The organism is Streptomyces sp. NPDC059256 (genome assembly GCF_042753785.1).
Classification (GTDB): domain Bacteria; phylum Actinomycetota; class Actinomycetes; order Streptomycetales; family Streptomycetaceae; genus Streptomyces.
Map to the genome: position 1 here is coordinate 54340 of NZ_JBHYZO010000016.1, position 19449 is coordinate 73788.

The 19449-nt window shown below is 70.4% G+C and carries 15 protein-coding genes; 6 read left to right on the forward strand and 9 right to left on the reverse strand.

The annotated features are described in order from the left end of the window. Positions 1-80 precede the first annotated feature (80 nt). Together ACFXJL_RS26500 and ACFXJL_RS26505 are read right to left on the reverse strand one after the other, a co-directional pair. On the reverse strand, positions 81-1364 hold the full coding sequence (locus ACFXJL_RS26500) for an MFS transporter (RefSeq protein WP_384696380.1): 1284 nt from the start codon (positions 1362-1364) through the stop codon (positions 81-83). 267 nt (positions 1365-1631) lie between these two features. After that, on the reverse strand, positions 1632-2264 hold the full coding sequence (locus tag ACFXJL_RS26505; RefSeq protein ID WP_384634449.1) for a hypothetical protein: 633 nt from the start codon (positions 2262-2264) through the stop codon (positions 1632-1634). A 94-nt stretch (positions 2265-2358) separates the two neighbouring features. On the opposite strand from ACFXJL_RS26505, the gene npdG reads away from it, so the two are divergent. Together npdG and ACFXJL_RS26515 are read left to right on the forward strand one after the other, a co-directional pair. Continuing rightward, complete coding sequence (gene npdG, locus ACFXJL_RS26510) at positions 2359-3093, forward strand: NADPH-dependent F420 reductase (protein ID WP_358879417.1); 735 nt, start codon at positions 2359-2361, stop codon at positions 3091-3093. A gap of 64 nt (positions 3094-3157) precedes the next feature. Next, positions 3158-3346, forward strand: a complete 189-nt coding sequence (locus tag ACFXJL_RS26515; protein ID WP_384634452.1) for a hypothetical protein — start codon at positions 3158-3160, stop codon at positions 3344-3346. Between the two features lie 50 nt (positions 3347-3396). On the opposite strand, the gene ACFXJL_RS26520 is transcribed toward ACFXJL_RS26515, so the two are convergent. Then, entirely contained in the window at positions 3397-4203 is an 807-nt protein-coding gene (locus ACFXJL_RS26520; RefSeq protein WP_358879419.1) for a site-2 protease family protein, read from the reverse strand. Positions 4204-4333: 130 nt separating this feature from the next. Between ACFXJL_RS26520 and ACFXJL_RS26525 the strand changes: the two genes are divergently transcribed. After that, on the forward strand, positions 4334-7702 hold the full coding sequence (locus ACFXJL_RS26525) for a BTAD domain-containing putative transcriptional regulator (RefSeq protein WP_384696384.1): 3369 nt from the start codon (positions 4334-4336) through the stop codon (positions 7700-7702). Positions 7703-7795: 93 nt separating this feature from the next. Here ACFXJL_RS26525 and ACFXJL_RS26530 read toward each other — a convergent pair whose 3' ends face one another. The 3 genes from ACFXJL_RS26530 to panB form a co-directional block, all read right to left on the reverse strand. Then, on the reverse strand, positions 7796-8662 hold the full coding sequence (locus tag ACFXJL_RS26530; RefSeq protein WP_384696387.1) for an ABC transporter permease: 867 nt from the start codon (positions 8660-8662) through the stop codon (positions 7796-7798). Further along, the gene (locus ACFXJL_RS26535) at positions 8659-9699 is read right to left on the reverse strand and encodes an ATP-binding cassette domain-containing protein (protein WP_358879422.1); all 1041 of its coding nucleotides are present in this window, start codon (positions 9697-9699) and stop codon (positions 8659-8661) included. The genes ACFXJL_RS26530 and ACFXJL_RS26535 overlap by 4 nt, the downstream gene beginning before the upstream one ends. Before the next feature lie 220 nt (positions 9700-9919). Continuing rightward, entirely contained in the window at positions 9920-10780 is an 861-nt protein-coding gene (panB, locus tag ACFXJL_RS26540; RefSeq protein ID WP_384696390.1) for a 3-methyl-2-oxobutanoate hydroxymethyltransferase, read from the reverse strand. A gap of 172 nt (positions 10781-10952) precedes the next feature. On the opposite strand from panB, the gene ACFXJL_RS26545 reads away from it, so the two are divergent. The 3 genes from ACFXJL_RS26545 (at position 10953) to ACFXJL_RS26555 (ending at position 15030) form a co-directional block, all read left to right on the forward strand. Continuing rightward, entirely contained in the window at positions 10953-12686 is a 1734-nt protein-coding gene (locus ACFXJL_RS26545) for a DHA2 family efflux MFS transporter permease subunit (RefSeq protein ID WP_384696392.1), read from the forward strand. A gap of 307 nt (positions 12687-12993) precedes the next feature. Further along, positions 12994-13641 (forward strand): TetR/AcrR family transcriptional regulator, encoded by a 648-nt coding sequence (locus ACFXJL_RS26550; protein ID WP_358879483.1) that lies wholly within the window; start codon positions 12994-12996, stop codon positions 13639-13641. Positions 13642-13998: 357 nt separating this feature from the next. Continuing rightward, entirely contained in the window at positions 13999-15030 is a 1032-nt protein-coding gene (locus ACFXJL_RS26555) for an endonuclease/exonuclease/phosphatase family protein (RefSeq protein ID WP_358879425.1), read from the forward strand. A gap of 122 nt (positions 15031-15152) precedes the next feature. Here the strand turns inward: ACFXJL_RS26555 and ACFXJL_RS26560 are convergent, their stop codons facing one another. The 3 genes from ACFXJL_RS26560 to ACFXJL_RS26570 form a co-directional block, all read right to left on the reverse strand. Continuing rightward, complete coding sequence (locus ACFXJL_RS26560; RefSeq protein ID WP_384696396.1) at positions 15153-16910, reverse strand: NAD+ synthase; 1758 nt, start codon at positions 16908-16910, stop codon at positions 15153-15155. Positions 16911-17093: 183 nt separating this feature from the next. Further along, on the reverse strand, positions 17094-18698 hold the full coding sequence (locus ACFXJL_RS26565; RefSeq protein ID WP_384696399.1) for a multicopper oxidase family protein: 1605 nt from the start codon (positions 18696-18698) through the stop codon (positions 17094-17096). Positions 18699-18781: 83 nt separating this feature from the next. Next, a complete protein-coding gene (locus ACFXJL_RS26570) occupies positions 18782-19333 on the reverse strand; it encodes a hypothetical protein (RefSeq protein WP_384696401.1) in 552 nt (183 codons plus the stop codon). Positions 19334-19449: the final 116 nt, after the last annotated feature.

Genomic DNA, 19449 nt, shown 5'->3' on the forward strand with positions numbered 1-19449 from the left:
GGGCTCGCCGGGTCACCGGGCGCCGCACCCTCCATGCGGGGGTGCGGCTGCTCCGCTCACTGCCGGCAGGGGACCAGCCCTCACGGCTGTTGCGCGGTCGCCTCCTGCTCGGCGCGGCGGCGCAGCGCGTCCTCGTCGGTGTCCGCGTCGTACCGCACCAGCCGGGGCAACACCGCGGTGAGCAGCCCCACGCCGGCCAGACACATCAGCCCGCCGCCCCAGAATGCGGAACGGGTGCCGGTCCACCCCGCCATGGCGCCCGCCCGGACCTGGCCGAACTGCGGGCCGACGCTGTAGGACAGCACTTCTATCCCCGCCAGCCGCCCCCGCAGCTCCTCGGGGATCGTCTGGTTCCAGATCGTTGAGCGGCCCAGGCCGCTCAGTGTGTCGCCCGCCCCCGCGACCGCCAGGCACAGCAGCACCAGCCAGACATTGCCCACCCAGCCGGCCGCCGTGATGGCCAGTCCCCAGATCGCGGCGCCGAAGATCACCAGCAGACCGTGCCGCCGCACCCGTGAGGTCCAACCGCTGGTGGCGCTCAGCAGGGCCGAGCCGACCGCGAGCGCCGTGTACATCAGCCCCAAGGACCACTCGGCGTCGAGATCGTCCGCCAGGAAGGGAAAGATCGCGAGCGGGAACGCAAAGATCATCGCGACCAGGTCGATGGCGTACGTCCCCAGCAGCACCGGCCGCGACCACGCATAGCGAGCGCCCTCCGCGATGCCCCGCAGCGAAGGCTTCTCCGCGTCGTGTGCCGCCGGCGCCGGGCTGAGCCGCAGACACAGCAGTACGGAGGCCGCGTAGCCGACGATCGTCACCGCATAGGCGGTGGCGGGGCCGGCGTACGCCACGATCACGCCCGCCGCCGAGGGGCCCGCGATGCCGCCGAGTTGCCAGCGCAGGGTGTTCAGCACCGCAGCCGCCGTCTGCTGCTCGTGCGGCACGATGCGCGCCATCATCGAGTCCAGCGCCGGACGCTGGAGACCTGCGAGGGCGGAGACCCCGGCAGCGACCCCGTACAGCGGCCACAGCATCGGCTCGGGCAGCAGTGCGTTCACCAGCAGGACGAAGGCGAGCAGCCCGAGGCCGGCTTCGGTGGCGAGGATGAGCGTGCGTCGGTCGAAGTAGTCGGCGAGCGCTCCGCCGTACAGACCGAAGACGATCAAGGGGATGAGTTCGACCGCGCCCATCGCGCCCACGGCCAGGGGGGACCCGGTCATCTCCTTGATCTGGAGGGGCAACGCCACCATGGCCATGGTGCTGCCGAAGAAGGTGACGAGGCCCTGCACCCACAAGAGTCGAAAGTCGCGGGACGAGTGCCAGGGGGAGAAGTCCGGGATTACCGCCGAAAGCTTGGAAGCCACAACGATCCATCGTCCATGTCGTCGAGGACCGTCAGCAAGCGAGTTTTCTGCTCCGATTCCCATCGCTGGTGCGAAGCGGATGCGGCCAAGGGCCGCTGACGAGGGTGGATGTGGCCATCGACGGGACGAAGGCCGTCCGTTCGGGGACGGGGGACGGTCCTGTCCGGTCCATCACCGGCCCCGGTCCGCCTCGCCGCAGTCGGCTGTCCGCAGTGCGGTTGAGTCCGTCCGGCCCCCTGATCGCTCAGCCGGGGAACGGGCGGCGCTTCACCAGCGGGCGGGCGGTGGCGTGGTCAACTGGTCCGCCAACCGGGAGAGCCGATCGCGGAAGTGCCGCTTGCCCCGCGCCGCGGGCACGCTGTTCTCGCCCGCTGCCGCGCTCACCAGGTGCTGCACCGTGTCCAAGTCGATGCCGTCGACGGCGTCGGCATCGCTCACGTACCTGGCGTTCCCCTCGACCGTCAGCGTCTCGTGCGCCAGCCCCTCGACCTCCGGATGCCCCCCGTCCAGGGCGAGCACCGTCGCTCCCGCTCGCCTGGCGTCGTACACCCGCTCCAGCAGATCCGCCGCCGGGTGCCCCGGCGTGACCAGCAGCAGCGTCTCACCGCGGCGCGCGGCCTCCAGCCGGCCCAGACCGACGGCCAGGTGCGCCGGGTCGTCCGGACGCACCTGGTGGCGGACGAGCGTCGGAGTGAGCTCAGGCAACCCCGACCAGGCCGCCTCGTCCACCAGATGGGCCGCCAGATGCCACGGCTCGTACTCGGCGGTCCCCACCAGCAAGAGACCACCGCCCCGCGGTACCACGGAAGTCCGCAGGATGCCGGCGAAACGTCGGGTTGCGGCGGGCCACTTGGTACCCGCGAGAACTTCACGCAGCAGGGCGACACGTACGGCATCCATGGCCCCAGATCATGAAGGACACATGACACGGCGGTCAGGTCTATGCCCCCGGTTCACCCGTTCGAGAGGAAATACTTGCGAGTAGGGTCGGGGCATGACTTCGACGAACTCCGCGAGCACCCCCGCGAACGCAGAAGCCCAGGCCGCCAAGCCCGCCGCGAAGGACCCCTGGGAACTCCCCGATGTCTCCGACCTGGTGGTCGGCGTGCTCGGCGGAACCGGCGACCAGGGCCGCGGCCTCGCCTACCGGTTGGCCAGGACCGGCCAGAAGGTGATCATCGGCTCCCGTGCGGCGGAGCGCGCCCAGAAGGCCGCGGTCGAACTCGGTCTGGGCATCGAGGGCGCGGACAACGCCGAGTGCGCCCGGCGCAGTGATGTGGTCATCGTGGCCGTGCCCTGGGACGGACACGCCAAGACCCTGGAATCGCTGCGTGGTGAACTCGTCGGCAAACTCGTCGTCGACTGCGTCAACCCGCTCGGCTTCGACAAGAAGGGCGCCTACGCACTCAAGCCCGACGAGGGCAGCGCCGCCGAACAGGCCGCCGCCCTCCTGCCCGACTCACGGGTCACCGCCGCCTTCCACCACCTGTCCGCCGTACTGCTCCAGGACACCTCCATCGAGGAGATCGACACCGATGTGATGGTGCTCGGCGAGTCCCGCGCGGACACCGACCTGGTCCAGGCCCTGGCCGGCCGCATCCCCGGGATGCGCGGAGTCTTCGCCGGCCGGCTGCGCAACGCCCACCAGGTCGAGTCCCTGGTGGCCAATCTGATCTCCGTCAACCGCCGCTACAAGGCGCACGCCGGGCTGCGCGTCACCGACGTGTGAGCCGCCTCGGGGCATGGGGGACACTGTGGGGGACGGTCGAATCCCCCGACAGGAGCCTCCCCCCATGCCCCGCCTCGCCCTCTTCGCCCTCGTTGTCTGTGCGCTCGCCGTGGTGGCGGCCGTGGTCTCCTTCACCCAGGGCCTGTGGATCGGGATCGTCTGGGTGCTGCTCGCCGGACTCTCGTCGAACATGGCCTGGTACTACTTCCGCAAGGCCAGGATCGACGCGCACCGGGCCACGGCCACCGACTGAGGCACGCCGGCTCCCACCGACTGGGGCAGCAGCCCGAGCCGCCTTCGCCGTCACTGGTCGACGAAGGACTCGCAGAACTCGTTGGTCCCCTGCCAGAAGCGGTAGTACTCCAGCCCGCAGTCGGACTCCAGCCCACCCACGCCCAGCCCGCGCAGTACCGCGTCGACCCCGTCGAAGAAGAAGTGGTTGACCTCGGGGATGAACAGCAGCGCGAACACGGCGAGTAGCCCGAACGGCGCGAACGGCTCCACCTGCCTGCGGATCTTGTACGACAGCCAGGGCTCGATCACTCCGTAGCCGTCCAGCCCCGGCACCGGCAGCGAGTTCAAGATGGCCGCCGTCACCTGGAGGAGCGCCAGGAAGGCCAGCGCGTACCGGAAGACCATCGGAACGCCGTCCAGCGCGTCCAACCAGAACGGCGCCGTGCACACGACGGCGAACAGCACATTGGTGAGCGGCCCCGCGGCCGAGATCGCGCTGTGCTTCCACCGCCCCCGGATGCTTCCGCGCTCGATGAAGACCGCGCCACCGGGCAGACCGATACCACCCATGATCACGAACAGCACCGGGAGCACGATGCTGAGCAGGGCATGGGTGTAGGCCAGCGGGTTGAGCGTGAGGTATCCCTTGGCGCCGATCGAGAGGTCACCGCTGTGCAGGGCGGTGCGCGCATGGGCGTACTCGTGCAGACAGAGCGAGACGATCCACGCCGAGGTGACGAAGAGGAAGACCGCGAGCCCGACCGTCGCCGCGTAGTCCGTCCACACCGCCCAGCCGCTCACCGCCATCACGGCGACGATCCCGAGGAAGACCGGGCTGATGCGCCGGTCGCTGTGGCGTGAGGCGGCAGTGGGCATGGGGCGACTCCGATGGCCGTGGCGCTGACGTGTGCTGAGAGACCGTACAACCGGTGACCGGGCAACGACCGACGGGTGCGGGTCGGTTCCTGGCGGGCGGGCGGTCACCCGGACCGGGGACAATGGCCGGGTGCGCTATCGGCTGATCGGCAACACCTCTGCACTCCGGGACGACGGGACGCCCGTTTCCGTCGGCGGGGCGCGACTGCGCGCCCTGCTGACCGTGTTGGCACTGCGACCGGGCCGTGCGGTCCCGACCGGTGTGCTCGTCGACGAAGTGTGGGCCGGCGATCCGCCCATGGACGCGACGGGCGCGGTGCAAGCCCTGGTCGGACGGCTGCGGCGGGTGCTGGGTCGGGACGCGATCGTCTCGACCGAGGGCGGCTACCGACTGCGCGCGGACCCTGACGACATCGATCTGTACCGCTTCGCACGGATCGCGGGGGAGGGCGCCCGGACGCTGGAACTCGGCGAGCCCGGGACCGCGATCACACTGTTCGACGAGGCCCTCGCACTCTGGCAGGGCGCACTGCTCGCCGACCTTCCGCTGCGTGCCGCCGAGTCGCCCCGTTGGGAGTCGCGCCTGCTGAACGTCCGACGCGGGCGGCTCTCCGCGGTCCTGCTCCTCGGGCGGGCGGGGGAGGCGTTGGAAGAGCTGGCCGCACTGAGCGCGGAGCACCCCATCGACGAGTCGCTCCAACTGCTGTTCCTTCGGGCGCTGCGGGCCACGGGCCGCTCGGCCGAGGCGCTCGCGGAGTACGAGACGTTCCGCCGCCGGCTCGCGGACCGGTTGGGCGCGGACCCCGGTCCTGCACTGCGCGCGCTCCACACGGAGTTGCTCACCTCGCACGGCGAGCGCCCGGACGTGCCGCCGGCCGTAGCCCCCCGTACCGCGCCGAACGCACCGAAGGCCACCACAGGGGCGATCGACGCGGGCACCGCGGGAGGGACGCGCGGGCGGGCCCCGGGGAACCTCAGGTCCCGGCTCACCTCCTTCGTGGGGCGCGAGCACGACATCGAGACCATCCGGGCCGATCTGACCAGGGCCCGGCTGGTCACCCTGTTGGGGCCCGGTGGAGCGGGGAAGACCCGACTGTCCGCGGAGGCCGCCGAAGGTGTCGTCGCCGAGGCGCCCGACGGCGTCTGGCTCGTCGAACTCGCTCCCGTCGACGACCCCGACGACGTCCCCGAGACCGTGCTGACGGCCCTCGGGGCTCGACAGACCGTGCTGCGCTCGGCCGGGGTCGAGGAGTTGCGCAGGGGTGACGACCCCCTGCTGCGGCTGGTCGAACACTGCTCCCGCCGCCGCATGCTCCTCGTCCTCGACAACTGCGAGCACGTCGTCCATGCCGTGGCCACCCTCGCCCAGCGGCTGCTGGAGGAGTGCCCCGGGCTGACCGTCCTCGCCACCAGTCGGGAACCGCTCAACGTCGCGGGCGAGTTGGTGCGCCCGGTCGAACCGCTGCCGCAGCCGACGGCCCTGCGGCTGCTCGCCGAGCGGGGGGCGGCGGCCCGCCCCGGATTCCGCATCGACGACGACGCGGACGCCTGCGCCGAGATCTGTCGCCGTCTCGACGGTCTACCGCTCGCCATCGAGTTGGCCGCAGCCCGGCTGCGGATGCTGACCCCGAGCCAGATCGCGGCACGTCTCGACGACCGGTTCGGACTGCTGGCCAACGGCAGCCGTACCGCGCTGCCGCGCCAACAGACCCTGCGTGCCGTCGTCGACTGGTCCTGGGACCTGCTCGACGACTCCGAGCGGGCGGTGCTGCGGCGTCTCTCCGTCTTCGCCGGCGGCTGTTCGCTGACCGCGGCCGAGGACGTCTGCGCGGATGACGCCGCCTCGGCCGACACCGCGGCCCGCGGCATGGCAGGAGGTACGGCCGTCGCCGACGCGTTGGGTTCGCTCATCGACAAGTCGCTCGTGGTCGCCGCCCCCGCCGACCGGGGAGACATGCGGTACCGCCTGCTGGAGACGGTCGCCGAGTACGCCGCCGAACGACTCGACGAAGCGGCCGAGCGGGCGCCCGTCGAACGCTGTCACCTCGTCCACTACCGTGAGTTGGCCCGCACCACCGATCCGCTGTTGCGCAGCCACGGGCAGCGCGACGCCATCGAGACCTTCCAACGGGAGTACGAGAACCTCCGCACCGCACTGCGCCATGCCGTGCTCGCGCAGGACGAGCAGGAGACGCTCCACCTCGTCCTCTCGCTCTCCTGGTACTGGCAGATCCGTGATCTGCGCTCCGAAGCCCGCCACTGGACGGCGCTCGCCGCGGAGCTGGGGCCCGATCCCTTCGCGCCGCCGTACGCTCCCGCGCCCCCGGTCTACGAGCGGTTCTCGGACGTGCCCCCGCCCATGCCGCCCGAACTCCTCCAGGAGGCCCGCCGCGGGGTGGCCGTGCTACGGCTGATCTTCGTCGACCACGGGGTGGAGGAGTGGGGCACCCCGGAGAACCAGCAGCGGCTCCAGGGGATCACCCGGGTCTATCGGCCCGGCCTGCCACAGACCTGCCGTGTGCCGGGAGCCCTGTGGTTCTACGCCATCCTGCTCACGGAAGACGTGGAGCGGCTCAAGGCCATGCTCGACCGGACCGTCGAGACGTGTCGCGCATTGCACTACGCATGGGAGTTGGCCTGTGCGCTCCACACCCGGGCCGCGCTGCTCGCCCACCGCTCCCATCTGTCGGGGGGCGCCGCCGAAGACGCCGAAGAGGCGTGGAAGATCTTCATCGACCTCGGGGACGACTGGGGTGCGTCGGAGGCGCTGTCCGCCCGGGGCGAGACCCGGGAACGGAAGGGCGAGTTCGATCTGGCGACCGAGGACTACCGGGCCGCCATCACCCACGCCGAACGGATCGGAGCCACCATCCAGGTGGCGGTGTTGAGGGGACGGCTCGCCGGCATCCTGATCGAGATCGGCGAGGGCGAGCGCGGTGAGCGGTTGGCCCGTGAGGTACTGGACGCCTATGACGGGGAGATCAACGAGTCGACCGCCATTGCCCGCATCCACCTGGCCGTCTGGCTCGGGATGACGGGTCGCAGGGCCGAGGCGCGGGCCGAGGTCATCCTGTTGGTCGAGCAGTTCCGCCGCAACACCATGGCGATCTTCGAAGGCATGTTGATCGGCTTCCTCGCCTGGCTCGACATCGGCGACGGGGAGTGGGAATCCGCCCGGACGAGAGCGCTCGCCGCCCTGGAGCGGGCGACTGAACGGCTGAGCATGTTGGTCGCCCCGCAGCTCGTTCCGGTGCATCTGGTGACGCTCGCCAGGACGGTCGTCGGCGGCCGGCCCGAGCGGGCAGCGGAAGCGGCCCGGCTGATCGGTGCCGCCGACGCCCGGGTGCCCCCGGGCTACCTCCGGCTGCGCCACGAGCGCGAGGCGAGGGAGTCGGCCGAGCGGGAGATCCGGGCGTTGCTGGGGGACGAGGCGTACGAGTCGGCCCGTGCGCAGGGCGGCGAACTCACCCTGGAGGAGGCCGTCGCCCTGGCACCGTGATGTCACCCCGTCCTAGCCGTCTCAGGGGAAGCTGCTGGAGGCCCGGACGTCGGCCGTCCCGGCACGGGACACCTCCGCCCGGGCTCCTCGGGCTCAGGTCCGCTTGCGGAAGGCTGCGACGGCCAGGGGCGCGGTGACGAGCGTGACCGCCGCCGCCCAGCCCAGCGTCCAATAGACCGAGTTCGCCCACTCGCCCCCGGTGATCAGGGCACGGGCCGCGTCGGCGAGGTTGGAGAGCGGGTTGTAGTCGGTGAAGGTCTTCAGCCAGTCGGGCATGGTGGACGGCGAGGCGAAGATGGACGAACCGAACTGGAGCGGTGTGAACACCAGGAAGGCCATTCCCTGTACGGCCTGCGGGGTGTTCAGGGAGAGCCCCACCAGGATGAAGATCCACATCAGTGAGGCCCCGAAGAGGATGGACAGGCCCATCGCGAAGAGCAGGTGTGCGAACGAGGTCTGGACCTCCAGGCCGAGGACGAAGCCCATCGCCAGCAGGATGGTCATGGCCACCGCCATCCGGCCCACCTCGACGACGATCTTCGCCACGAGCACCGACGACGGGGCGATCGGCATGGACCGGAACCGGTCCATCACCCCCTTCTTGACGTCGTCGTTGATGCCGGTGCCCACGGCCATGGCGATGCTCATGCCCATCATCGCCATGAGCCCCGGCACGACGTAGTTGACGTAGTCGGCCTGGTTGCCATGTCCGGAGATCGCGCCGCCGAAGACGTACACGAAGAGCAGGGTGAAGACGATCGGCATCAGCAGGACGTCGAACATCGACTGCGGATCCCGCTTGATCTGGAGGAGATTTCGACGCGTCAGCGCTTCGATGTGCCGTAGATGGGCCCGGGGCCCGATGCGGACCTTGCCGGTCACCTTCGGAAGTCGACCGTCCGCGCTGCGCGCTATGGGCCTCGTGGGGCTGGAGGGCCGGGTGGAGGTGTCGAGGTTCATGAGGTGTACTCCGGGATGGCTGCGTCGGTCGAGTCGTGCTGGGTGGCGGCCGGCGGGGTGGTGCCGGTGAGGGAGAGGAAGACGTCGTCCAGGCGGGGCAGTTGCGTGGAGATGTGGGCGATGCCGAAGCCTCGCGCCGACAGGACGCCGATCACGGAGGTCAGTTGTGCGTCGCTGAGGATCGGCACCGTCACCAACTGGTCGTCGGGGACGACACTGACTCCTGCGATGCCGTCGAGGCCGGCCTCGGTGAGGGCCCGAGCCATCTCGGGCAGCCGCTCGGGTTCGCTGGGGCGGATGTGCAGGGTGCGTCCGCCGACCTTGGCTTTCAACTCGTCCACACCGCCGTGGGCGATGACCCGCCCGCGATCGACGACGGTCAAGGCGTCGGCGAGCTGTTCGGCTTCCTCCATGTACTGCGTGGTGAGGAGGACGGTGACACCCTCGTCCGCCATGCCCTCCACCTCGTCCCAGACCTCGTTGCGGGTCCTGGGGTCCAGTCCCGTGGTGGGTTCGTCGAGGTAGAGGACGGCGGGCCGGCCGATCAACGAGGCGGCGAGGTCGAGGCGCCGGCGCATTCCGCCCGAGTACTGGACGACGGGCCTCCTGGCCGCGTCCGTGAGCGAGAAGCGTTCCAGCATGGCGTCGGCGCGGGCACGGGCCTCCTTGCGGGAGAGGTCGAGCAGCCGCCCGATCATCTGGAGGTTCTCCCACCCGGAGAGCTTCTCGTCGACGGATGCGTACTGGCCGGTGAGTCCGATGGTGCGCCGTAGTTCGTGCGGCTGGTGCACCACGTCGTAGCCGGCGACCCTGGCGGTGCCGGAGTCGGGGACGACGAGAGTGGACAGACAGCGCACGAGGGTGGTCTTGCCTGCGCCGTTGGGGCCGAGCACGCCCATAACCGTGCCCTCGGGGACGTCGAGGTCCACGCCGTCGAGTGCCTTGGTCGTGCCGTAGTGCTTGACCAGGCCCCTCACCTCGACGGTGTGGGCGCCCTTGTCCCGGTGGGAAGTGTCGCTGCGGTCGTAGTGCGTCATGCGAACCACGATGGGTGGCCCGACCGACAGCCCACCGATAGATCACCGACAGCCCACCGAGATCACTGCCAGCTCACCGAGCTCACTGACAGATCACCGACGGATGCCTACGGGGCCGGGCAGGGAGGGCGGGGAGGGCCCACCACCCCGACAGCCCGCCGACGGGGGATGGATCGGCGGGCTGTCGTCTGTACCGGGATGGCTCGTGGGCCGGGCTGGCTCAGTGGAAGGTGTGCTCCTCCTGCGGGAACGCGCCGCCGACGACGTCGTCCGCGAATGCCTTCGCGGCATCGCCCAGCGTGCTGCGCAGATCGGCGTACTGCTTGGTGAAGCGGGGCACCTTGCCCGCGGTGAGGCCCGCCATGTCGGTCCAGACGAGGACCTGTGCGTCGGTGTCGGGCCCGGCTCCGATGCCGATGGTGGGGATCTGGAGCGAGCGCGTGACCTCGGCTGCGAGTTGCGCGGGCACCATCTCCAGGACGACGGCGAACGCGCCCGCCTCCTGAGCGGCCTTCGCGTCGTGCAGCAGGCGGTGGGCCGCCTCGTCCCCGCGGCCCTGTACGCGGTAGCCCATGGTGTTCACGGACTGCGGGGTCAGACCGAGGTGCGACATCACGGGGATGCCCGCCTGCACGATCTGCTCGGTCTGGGCCAGCGAGCGCTCGCCGCCCTCCAGCTTGATCGCACCGACGCCCGCCTCCTTCACCAGCCGGGTTGCGTTGCGCAGGGCCTGCACCGGGCCCTCCTGGTACGAGCCGAAGGGCAGGTCGGCGACGACCATGACCCGCCGGGTGCCGCGTACGACGGCCGCGGAGAGCAGGGTGATCTCGTCCATGGTGACCGGGACCGTGGTCTCGTAGCCGAGGTGAGCGTTCCCCATGGAGTCCCCGACGAGCACGACCGGGATTCCGGCCTCGTCGAAGACGGACGCGATCATCGCGTCGTAGGCGGTGAGCATGGGCCACTTCTCGCCGCGCTCCTTGGCGCCGGCGATGTCATGGACCGTGATGCGGCGAGTGCCCTTGCCGCCGTACAGCGTCTTGCTGCTGTCGGCGGGCTTGTTGGCAGCCTGAAGCGTCATGGCTAACGGCTCCTTACGTCATCTCGAGGCACCCTGACGGCGTCCCCGGATCCCTCCCATGGTGGCACTTCGTGTCGCTCGCGGGGAAGGGGGCCCACTCGTGAGCGTCGCCGACGAGTAAAGAATTGCTATACGAGACGGTATCGTATCGAAAATAGTCTAGGGTGGCGCCATGCCGACTCCGCAGCCATCGTCCGGCCCCCTCGGTGCCCCCGTGGCGTCGGGCGATGGGCCGCGCATACCCGCGGCCGTGCACCGGCGCCGCTGGGCGATCCTCACCGTCCTGACGTTCAGCCTGATCATCGTCGTCCTCGACAACTCGATCCTCAACGTGGCCGTCAAGACCATCGCCAGCCCGGCCCCCACCGGCATCGGAGCCACCCAGGGCGAGCTGGAGTGGGCGATCAACTCCTACACACTGCTGTTCGCCGGTCTGCTCTTCACCGCTGGTCTGCTCGGCGACCGCATCGGCCGCAAGAAGGTGCTGCTCTTCGGGATCGTCGTCTTCGGCGTCGGATCGGCACTCGCCGCCTTCTCCACCTCGCCCGGTGAGCTCATCGCGTACCGGGGCGTGATGGGTTTCGGCGCGGCCTTCGTCATGCCCGCCACCCTCGCCGTCCTGATGCACGTCTTCGAGCGCGACGAGCAGCCCAAGGCGATCGGCATCTGGGCGGGCAGCGTCGGCCTCGGCATCGCGATCGGGCCCGTCACCGGCGGGGTGCTCCTCGAACACTTCTGGTGGGGCTCCATCTTTCTGGTCAACGTGCCCGTGGTGATCGTCGCCTTCATCGCCATGGCGGTCCTGGTGCCCGAATCCAAGGACCCCGCGCCCGGGCGCACCGACCCCGTCGGCGTACTCCTGTCCATCGTCGGTCTGGTGCTACTGGTCTACGGGATCATCCGGGGCGGCGAACTCGCCGACTTCACCGAGCCGACCGTGCTCCTCTCCGTGCTCGGCGGCATCGCCGTGCTGGTGACCTTCGTCTGGCACGAGAAGCGCAGCTCCCATCCGGCGATCGACATGAACTACTTCCGGATGCCCGCCTTCTCCGCTTCCGTGGTCGCCATCGCCCTCGTCTTCTTCGCGATGATGGGAGTGACCTTCCTCTCGGCCTTCTACCTTCAGAGCGTGCGCGGCTACAGCGCCCTGGAGTGCGGGCTCCTCGTCCTGCCGCTCGCGCTCGCCCAGATGTTCTTCTCACCGCGTGCCAGGCTGGTCGTCGCGCGCTTCGGGGCCCGTGCGGTCTGCGCGGTGGCATTGGTCCTGATCGCGGTGGGACTCGGGTCCTTCGCCTTCTTCGACGAGTCGACACCGATGTGGGTCTTCGGGGTCTCCCTCTTCGTCCAGGGCGTCGGGATGTCGCACATCACCGTGCCGGTCACCACCGCTGTGATGCAGTCCCTGCCCCGGGAGAAGGCGGGTTCGGGATCGGCGGTCAGCAACACCTTCCGCCAGGTCGGCGGGGCGCTCGGGGTCGCCGTGCTCGGCTCCCTGCTCTCCATCCGCTACCGCGCGGAGATGGAGGGGGAGTTGGCGAACCTCCCGGTCGGCCTCCGCCACGCCGCGGGGGAGTCGATCGAGGGGAGCCTCGCCGTCGCCGACCAGTTGGGCCCGGCCGGCGGGCAGTTGATCGACCACGCCAACGCGGCCTTCATCGACGCCATGCACCTCACCGCGGTCTGTGCGGCTGCGGTCGCCCTGCTCGGGGTCGTGGTCGTCCTACGCTGGCTGCCCGGTCGTCCACGGCCCTCGACCGGGCAGTCTTCAACGGATCCGGAGACGGCTCCCGTGGTGGTCGGCCAGGCCCACCGCACACCCGACCCCCAGGGCACGCCTGCGGCGGACCACGAGCGAAAGGTGCTGGGCACCCCATCGCAGCCCACGGCCCCTTCCGCCGAGCGCTGATCACCGCGGGCGTCCCCATCGGGGACAATCGGCGAGTGGACGGGGCAGAGCGCCCCGGACGGCGGCGCTGATCACGGCAGAGCGGCAGAGCGGCAGAGCGGCAGCGCGACAGACCGGCAGCGCGACAAGACCGACAGACCGACAGCGCGGAAGACAGACCGACAGAGAGCGAGCGGACGTGCCCGTGAAGAAGCGGCCCGAGGAGCATCGCGCCGGCTCGCGGACTCCGCCACCGGCGTCAGGCACCGAGGACGATCGGGCAGCCGGCCCTGACCGGGATGACGCGCCGCCCGGCCCCATCGCCCCCATCGCCCCAACGGGCCCGAGTGCCCCCACCGCCCCGGAGCCCGAGCACCCACCCGTCCGACGGGGCCGCCCCCGGAGCGAGGCGGCCGAGCGGGCCATCGTCGAGGCCACCCTGCGGCTGATCGAGGAGGGCATCCCCCTCTCCGACCTCTCCATCGAGCGCATCGCCCGCACGGCGGGCGTCGGCAAGGCCACCATCTACCGGCGTTGGGAAGGCAAGGAAGCCCTCCTCGTCGACGTCGTCCGCTCCCTGGACCCCGAGGACCCACCCCTGCCCGGCACCTCCCTCCGCGACGACCTGGTCGTTCTCATGGAGAGCATCCACCGGCGCGGCCTCGCCAAGAGGTCGTCGGCGCTGCTCGTCAGCGTGTTCGCACAGATGCAGAGCTATCCCCGGCTGTGGGAGATGCACCACCGGGTCTCCGTGCTTCCGCGGCGACTCCAGATGGACGAGGTACTGCGTCGCGGCATCGCCGACGGCGAGATCCGCGACGACCTCGACTTCGATTTGCTGGGCGATCTGTTCGTCGGACCGATCCTCGTGCGCACCGTGCTCAGACCCGAGGTCGTCTGGGCGAAGGACAGTGCGGAGCAGATCGTGGATGCGGTGCTCGCGGGCGTCCGTCCGCCGCGGTGGTCCTCCTCCTGACGCCCTGTCACACCACGCGCCCCACCCATCGAACTCTCCCCGGATCTTCAACTTCGCACCGCCTTCGGCAACACGACCGCCCCTTCGCCCCCAGGGGACCACCGACCCGGATCGCCACCGCCAGTTCGGGGAGTTGGGCCCGAGCGCTCCGGCGCGACACGCCGCGCCGGAGCACATCTGACGTGTGCGTCTTCGGTCACACCCGCCCTACCAGGCCCAATACAAGGAACCACCGCCGCTGCCCCATCGTCATCGGGACAGTACGGCCGCTCCAGGGCGGTGAGACCAGTACCGTCATCGCCTAATGTCGATGTCGAGGCTGGAATGACGGCGGGCAAGGCAGTGAGGACAGGCTTGATGGTGCAGGCGTACGAGACCGAGACCGGGAGCGGCGACCCGGGGGACCGGCTCACCCGATCCCGATCCCGAGCCCGGCACCTGCTGGACGGCTGGCGCGGTGACCGTGACATCTGGCGGCGCGGCCTGCTGGTCGCCGCGTCCGCAGTGTTCATCGCACTGCTGATGATCTTTCACGCCCAGGTTCCCAACCGGATCGGGAACATGGGCTCGTTGAACGAGACGTTCCTGCCCTGGCTCGGACTCCTCTTCATCCCCCTGCTGCTGGTGGCCGCGCTCTGGCGCCGCTCGGCCACCGCACTGATCGTCCTCCTGCTCCCGACCGTCGTCTGGTTCAACCTCTTCGGCGGGCTGCTCACCGACAAGTCGACCGGGGGCGGCGATCTGATGGTCGCGACCCACAACGTCAATGCGCAGAACCCCGACCCGAGCGGCACGGCGAAGGAGGTCGCCGCATCGGGCGCCGATGTTCTCGCCCTCCAGGAGTTGCCGCAGGGCCAGGTGGCCACCTATCGCAAGGCGCTCGCGGAGACCTACAAGTACCACGTGGTGCAGGGCACGGTCGGCCTCTGGAGCAAGTACCCCCTGGTCGACAACTCCCCCGTGGAGATCAGGGTGGGATGGACCCGGGCCATGCGCTCGACGGTCCAGACCCCCAAGGGCGAGGTCGCGGTCTACGTCGCCCACATGCCGTCCGTACGGGTCAAGATGCATGCGGGCTTCACCGCCAACCAGCGCGACAACAGCGCCGATGCGCTCGGCGAGGCCATCGCCAAGGAGCGGATCGGGAAGATCGTCCTGCTGGGGGACCTCAACGGGACGATGAACGACCGCGCGTTGAACGCCGTGACCTCACAGATGCGTTCCACCCAGGGCGCGGCCGGTGACGGGTTCGGCTTCAGTTGGCCGGCGTCCTTCCCGCTGGCGCGCATCGACCAGATCATGGTGAAGGGGGTCGAGCCGGTGTCGTCCTGGACCCTGCCGCGGACCGACAGCGACCATCTGCCCATCGCGGCGCGCGTCGTACTCTGAGCCGGCTCACGGCCCGGCGCGGTGAGCGGTCAGGGCGCCGGGCCGTGTGCGCGGTGGTTCCGTGATTCGCGGGGGCGCCGGGCCGTGTGGGCGGTGGTTCTGTGATTCGCGGGGACCCGGGCTCAGTGCGAGGTCGACTCCCGCCAGCGGTTGGTGATGGGCAGTCGACGGTCCTTGCCGAAGCCCTTCGCCGAGATCTTGGTGCCCGGCGGGTACTGGCGCCGCTTGTACTCGGCCAGATCCACCATCCGCAGGGTCCGCGCCACCAACTCCTCGTCGAATCCGGCCGCCACGATCGCGTCCTTGCCCTGGTCCCGGTCCACGTACAGCTCCAGCAGTCGGTCCAGTACGTCGTAGTCCGGCAGTGAGTCGGTGTCCATCTGGCCCGGCCGCAGTTCCGCGCTCGGCGGCTTGCTGATGGAGTCCTCGGGGATCGGCGGCGTCTGCCCGCGTTCGTGAGCGGCGCGGTTGCGCCACCGAGCGAGCCGGAAGACGGTCGTCTTGTAGACGTCCTTGATCGGGCCGTACGCCCCGACCGAATCGCCGTACAGGGTGGAGTACCCCACTGCCAGTTCGGACTTGTTGCCCGGGGCGAGCACGATCTGGCCCTCCTGGTTGGAGATCGCCATCAGCGTGGTGCCCCGCAGTCTCGACTGGAGGTTCTCCTCGGCCAGCCCGGTCAGCGCCAGCCCGCTCATATAGGCGTCGAACATGGGCTCGATGGAGACGGTGCGAAAGTTCAGACCGGTGCGCCGGGCGAGTTCGGCCGCGTCCGACTTGGAGTGCTCGGACGAGTACTTGGACGGCATGGACACGCCGTAGACGTGCTGGGCGCCGAGCGCGTCGCAGGCGATCGCCGCGACCAGCGCGGAATCGATTCCGCCGGAGAGTCCGATCAGCACCGAGGAGAAACCGTTCTTGGCCACGTAGGCGCGCAACCCGATGACCAGTGCCGAGTAGATCTCCTCGTCGTCGTCGAGACGCTCCGCATAGCCGCCCGCGACCTCGGCCTCATAGGCGGGCAGCGGGTCCTCGGAGAGCACCACATGGTCGATGCGCAGCCCGTCGTCCACCACTCCGAACGGAGCCTTCCCGGCGGCGGGCAGCTCAAGATCGAGTACCACGCACCCTTCGGAGAACTGCGGCGCACGGGCGATGACCTCGCCGGACGCGTCGACCACGATCGAGTCCCCGTCGAAGACCAACTCGTCCTGTCCGCCCATCATCGCCAGATAGGCGGTGGTGCATCCGGCCTCCTGTGCGCGCTTGCGCACCAACTCCAGCCGGGTGTCGTCCTTCATCCGCTCGTACGGCGAGGCGTTGATGGAGAGCAGCAGCCCGGCGCTGGCCGTCCGGGTGGCGGGCACCCGACCGCCGTCCTGCCAGAGGTCCTCACAGATCGCGAGCGCCACATCCACCCCGTGCACCCGGATGACGGGCAGGGTGTCCCCGGGCACGAAGTAGCGGAACTCGTCGAAGACGCCGTAGTTGGGCAGGTGGTGCTTGGCGAAGGTGAGCACCACCTCGCCCCGGTGCAGGACGGCCGCCGCGTTGCGCGGGGCTCCGGCCGGTTGGCCGTACTTGGGCTGGGCGCGCTCGGAGCGGTCGAGGTAGCCGACCACGACCGGAAGCTCGCCGAGGCCCTCGTCCTTCAGTCGAACGGCGAGCGCCCGCACGGTGGCCCGGGACGCCTCCACGAAGGACGACCGCAGGGCCAGGTCCTCCACGGGGTAGCCGGTCAGCACCATCTCGGGGAAGGCGACCAGATGCGCCCCCTGCTCCGCGCAGTGCCGGGTCCAGCGCACGACCGCCTCGGCGTTCGCGGTGAGGTCTCCGACGGTGGAGTCGATCTGATTCAGGGCGAGACGTAGTTGAGGCACGCCCCCCAGTGTAATCGTCTTTCTGACGCGATGTCCTGGGCGGAGGGTGTGGGACGCCCCACGCACGTGCGGTGCGGGGGGCGCTCCACGCCCTCGCGTGGCGGGTGGTTCCCGGGAGCGGCCCTGGTCGTGTCGTCGAAGCCCGGCTGCGGCTGCTCGACGACACGACCCGTCAGCGGTGTGTCACCTCAGGTAGCCGAGTGCCGTCATCATGCCCGCCTCGGCGTGGTAGACGTTGTGGCAGTGGATCATCCACAGCCCCGGGTTGTCCGCGTCGAAGTCCACGGTGAGCTTGCCGTTCGGCAGGATCACCGAGGTGTCCTTGCGGGCGCCGCCCGCCCTGTTCGCGAGGGCGAAGGTGTGTCCGTGCAGATGCAGGGGGTGCCACATCGCGGTGGGGTTGGTGAAGACCAGGCGGACCCGTTCGCCCGAGCGGATCGCGTGCCGGGGCTCGGGTGAGTAGCTCTGGCCGTCGAAGCCCCAGTCGTACTTCGCCATGCCGCCCGTCAGCTTGATCTTGATCGTACGGTCGGGACTGCGCGCGGGCAGGGCGACGGAGGCGTGCGCGCGCAGGGCATCGGCGCTCACCACGCGTCCGTCCAACTCCTTCGGCCGGACCGAAGCGGTCGGCGCCGCACCGCCCCCGGTCCGCAGGAGCGCCAGGGCGGTGGCCTTCTTGCCCTCGGCGACCGCGGTGAGCGGGAAGACCCCGCTGCCCGCGGTGACCAGGACGTCGTAGCGCTCGCCCATCCCCAGCAGCAGTGCATCGGTCTTCGCGTGCTGGACGGGGAAGCCATCGGTGTGGGTCACGGTCAGCTCATGGCCGCCGAGCGCCACCCGGAAGGCGGTGTCCCCGCCCGCGTTGATGATGCGCAGTCGGATGCGGTCGCCAGGACGGGCGCTGAAGGACGTGGGCGCCTCGGGGGTGCGCCCGTTGATCAGGTAGTGCGGATAGGCCACGTCCCCGGCGTCCCCGCCGAGCAGATCGCTCTTCGCGCCCATCATCATCCGTGACGGTCCCTTCCCCGGGCCGGGCGTCTCCTCGGTGTCGAGCGACATGGGCGCCATGCCCCCGTGCCCCTCGTGGCCGCCGCCCCCCATGCCCTTGCTCAGTTCCGCCAGCACCGCGTCCGGCGTCGAGCCGTCCACCCCGTCGACCCAGTCGTCGAGGACGATGACCCACTCCTTGTCGTACGCCAGCGGCTCCTTGGGGTCCTCGACGATCAGCGGTGCGTACAGCCCGCGGTCCTGCTGGACGCCGGAGTGCGGGTGGAACCAGTACGTCCCCGGGTGCGCGACCGTGAACCGGTAGTCGAAGGACGCCCCGGGCTTGACGGGCTGCTGGGTCAGTCCGGGGACCCCGTCCATGTCGTTGCGCAGCGCGAGTCCGTGCCAGTGCAGCGAGGTCGACTGCGGGAGGTGGTTGGCGAGGGTGAGGGCGAGCGTGTCCCCGGCGGTCACCCGGACCTCCCGCCCGGGGAGGTCGTCGCCGTACGCCCAGGAGCGCACGGTCGTGCCGCCGCCGAGGTCGAGTTGGGTGGCCACGGCGGTGAGCTTGACCTTCCGCTCGGGGCCCGTACCGCGCTTGGCCTCGGCGGCCCGGACCTCGGGGCCGTCGGGGGCGACGAAGCCCTGCGGGGTCTTGCCGGGGGCGCTGGCCTTCCCTCCGCCGCCGTGCCCGGCGTGGCCCCCGCCCGAACCGGAGGTCGAGCAGGCGGCGAGGACTCCGGTCCCGGCGACGGCCAGGGAGGCTCCGACCATGGAGCGGCGGGTGATGTGTGAACGCATGACTGAGTGCACCTCGTGGTGGTGTGTCGATGGAGCTGCTGTGGACGGACGCGCGTTCGCCGCGGGGACGGCGAGGGCTCGGCCTAGGTCCGCAGCACCGACAGTTGGGCCAGGAGGGTGCGGGGAGGCGGTGGGGCGGGACGTAGGGTGTCGACGGCCCGCACGCCGACACCGCGCACGGAGGGGTGGGTGGCCGCGGGCAGCTCCCACCAGTCGCCGGTAACGGCGAGTACGACGCCGGTGGCGGCGAGCACGGCCAGACAGACCGTGGACGGATCCATCCCGTGGTCGCCGCCGTGGGCGTCCTTGGCACCGTGCTGCACCGGCAGTACGGACGTCGACGGCAGGTGGGGCGGGTCGAGCGCCCCTTCGACCAGAGGGCCAGCCACTGCCGCACCTGGCCCGGAGACCGGACCCCGTCCGGCGCCCTGATGGGAACCGTCCTCGGAGGAATCGACCTCGTGGGAGCCGTAGCGGGCGGTGGGGTGCGAGGTGGTCGGGTACGGGGACTGCTCGGGGGCGGCCGTGGCGCTCGACGGCGCGGGATGCCCCACCGTGTGCATGGTGGCGAGGCCGAACAGCAGCGCGACCAACAGCAGCAGCTGTCCCGTCCGCCGGCCGTTCCCCAGTTCCATGCAGGGAATCTTACCCCCACCGGGTATATGAACAGCGCGTACCCATGGGTAGGCGATCATGTGTCGACGACAGCCCTGGTACCCATCCGCCCGCTCGCCGGGGCACCGGACGACGG

Bases quoted from the DNA above. Each gene is read 5' to 3' on its own strand.
- ACFXJL_RS26565 (WP_384696399.1), bottom strand. From the start codon at position 18,698: ATGCGTTCACACATCACCCGCCGCTCCATGGTCGGAGCCTCCCTGGCC.
- ACFXJL_RS26555 (WP_358879425.1), top strand. From the start codon at position 13,999: ATGGTGCAGGCGTACGAGACCGAGACCGGGAGCGGCGACCCGGGGGAC.
- ACFXJL_RS26515 (WP_384634452.1), top strand. From the start codon at position 3,158: ATGCCCCGCCTCGCCCTCTTCGCCCTCGTTGTCTGTGCGCTCGCCGTG.
- ACFXJL_RS26535 (WP_358879422.1), bottom strand. From the start codon at position 9,699: ATGACGCACTACGACCGCAGCGACACTTCCCACCGGGACAAGGGCGCC.
- ACFXJL_RS26520 (WP_358879419.1), bottom strand. From the start codon at position 4,203: ATGCCCACTGCCGCCTCACGCCACAGCGACCGGCGCATCAGCCCGGTC.
- ACFXJL_RS26545 (WP_384696392.1), top strand. From the start codon at position 10,953: ATGCCGACTCCGCAGCCATCGTCCGGCCCCCTCGGTGCCCCCGTGGCG.
- ACFXJL_RS26530 (WP_384696387.1), bottom strand. From the start codon at position 8,662: ATGAACCTCGACACCTCCACCCGGCCCTCCAGCCCCACGAGGCCCATA.
- npdG (WP_358879417.1), top strand. From the start codon at position 2,359: ATGACTTCGACGAACTCCGCGAGCACCCCCGCGAACGCAGAAGCCCAG.
- panB (WP_384696390.1), bottom strand. From the start codon at position 10,780: ATGACGCTTCAGGCTGCCAACAAGCCCGCCGACAGCAGCAAGACGCTG.
- ACFXJL_RS26505 (WP_384634449.1), bottom strand. From the start codon at position 2,264: ATGGATGCCGTACGTGTCGCCCTGCTGCGTGAAGTTCTCGCGGGTACC.
- ACFXJL_RS26570 (WP_384696401.1), bottom strand. From the start codon at position 19,333: ATGGAACTGGGGAACGGCCGGCGGACGGGACAGCTGCTGCTGTTGGTC.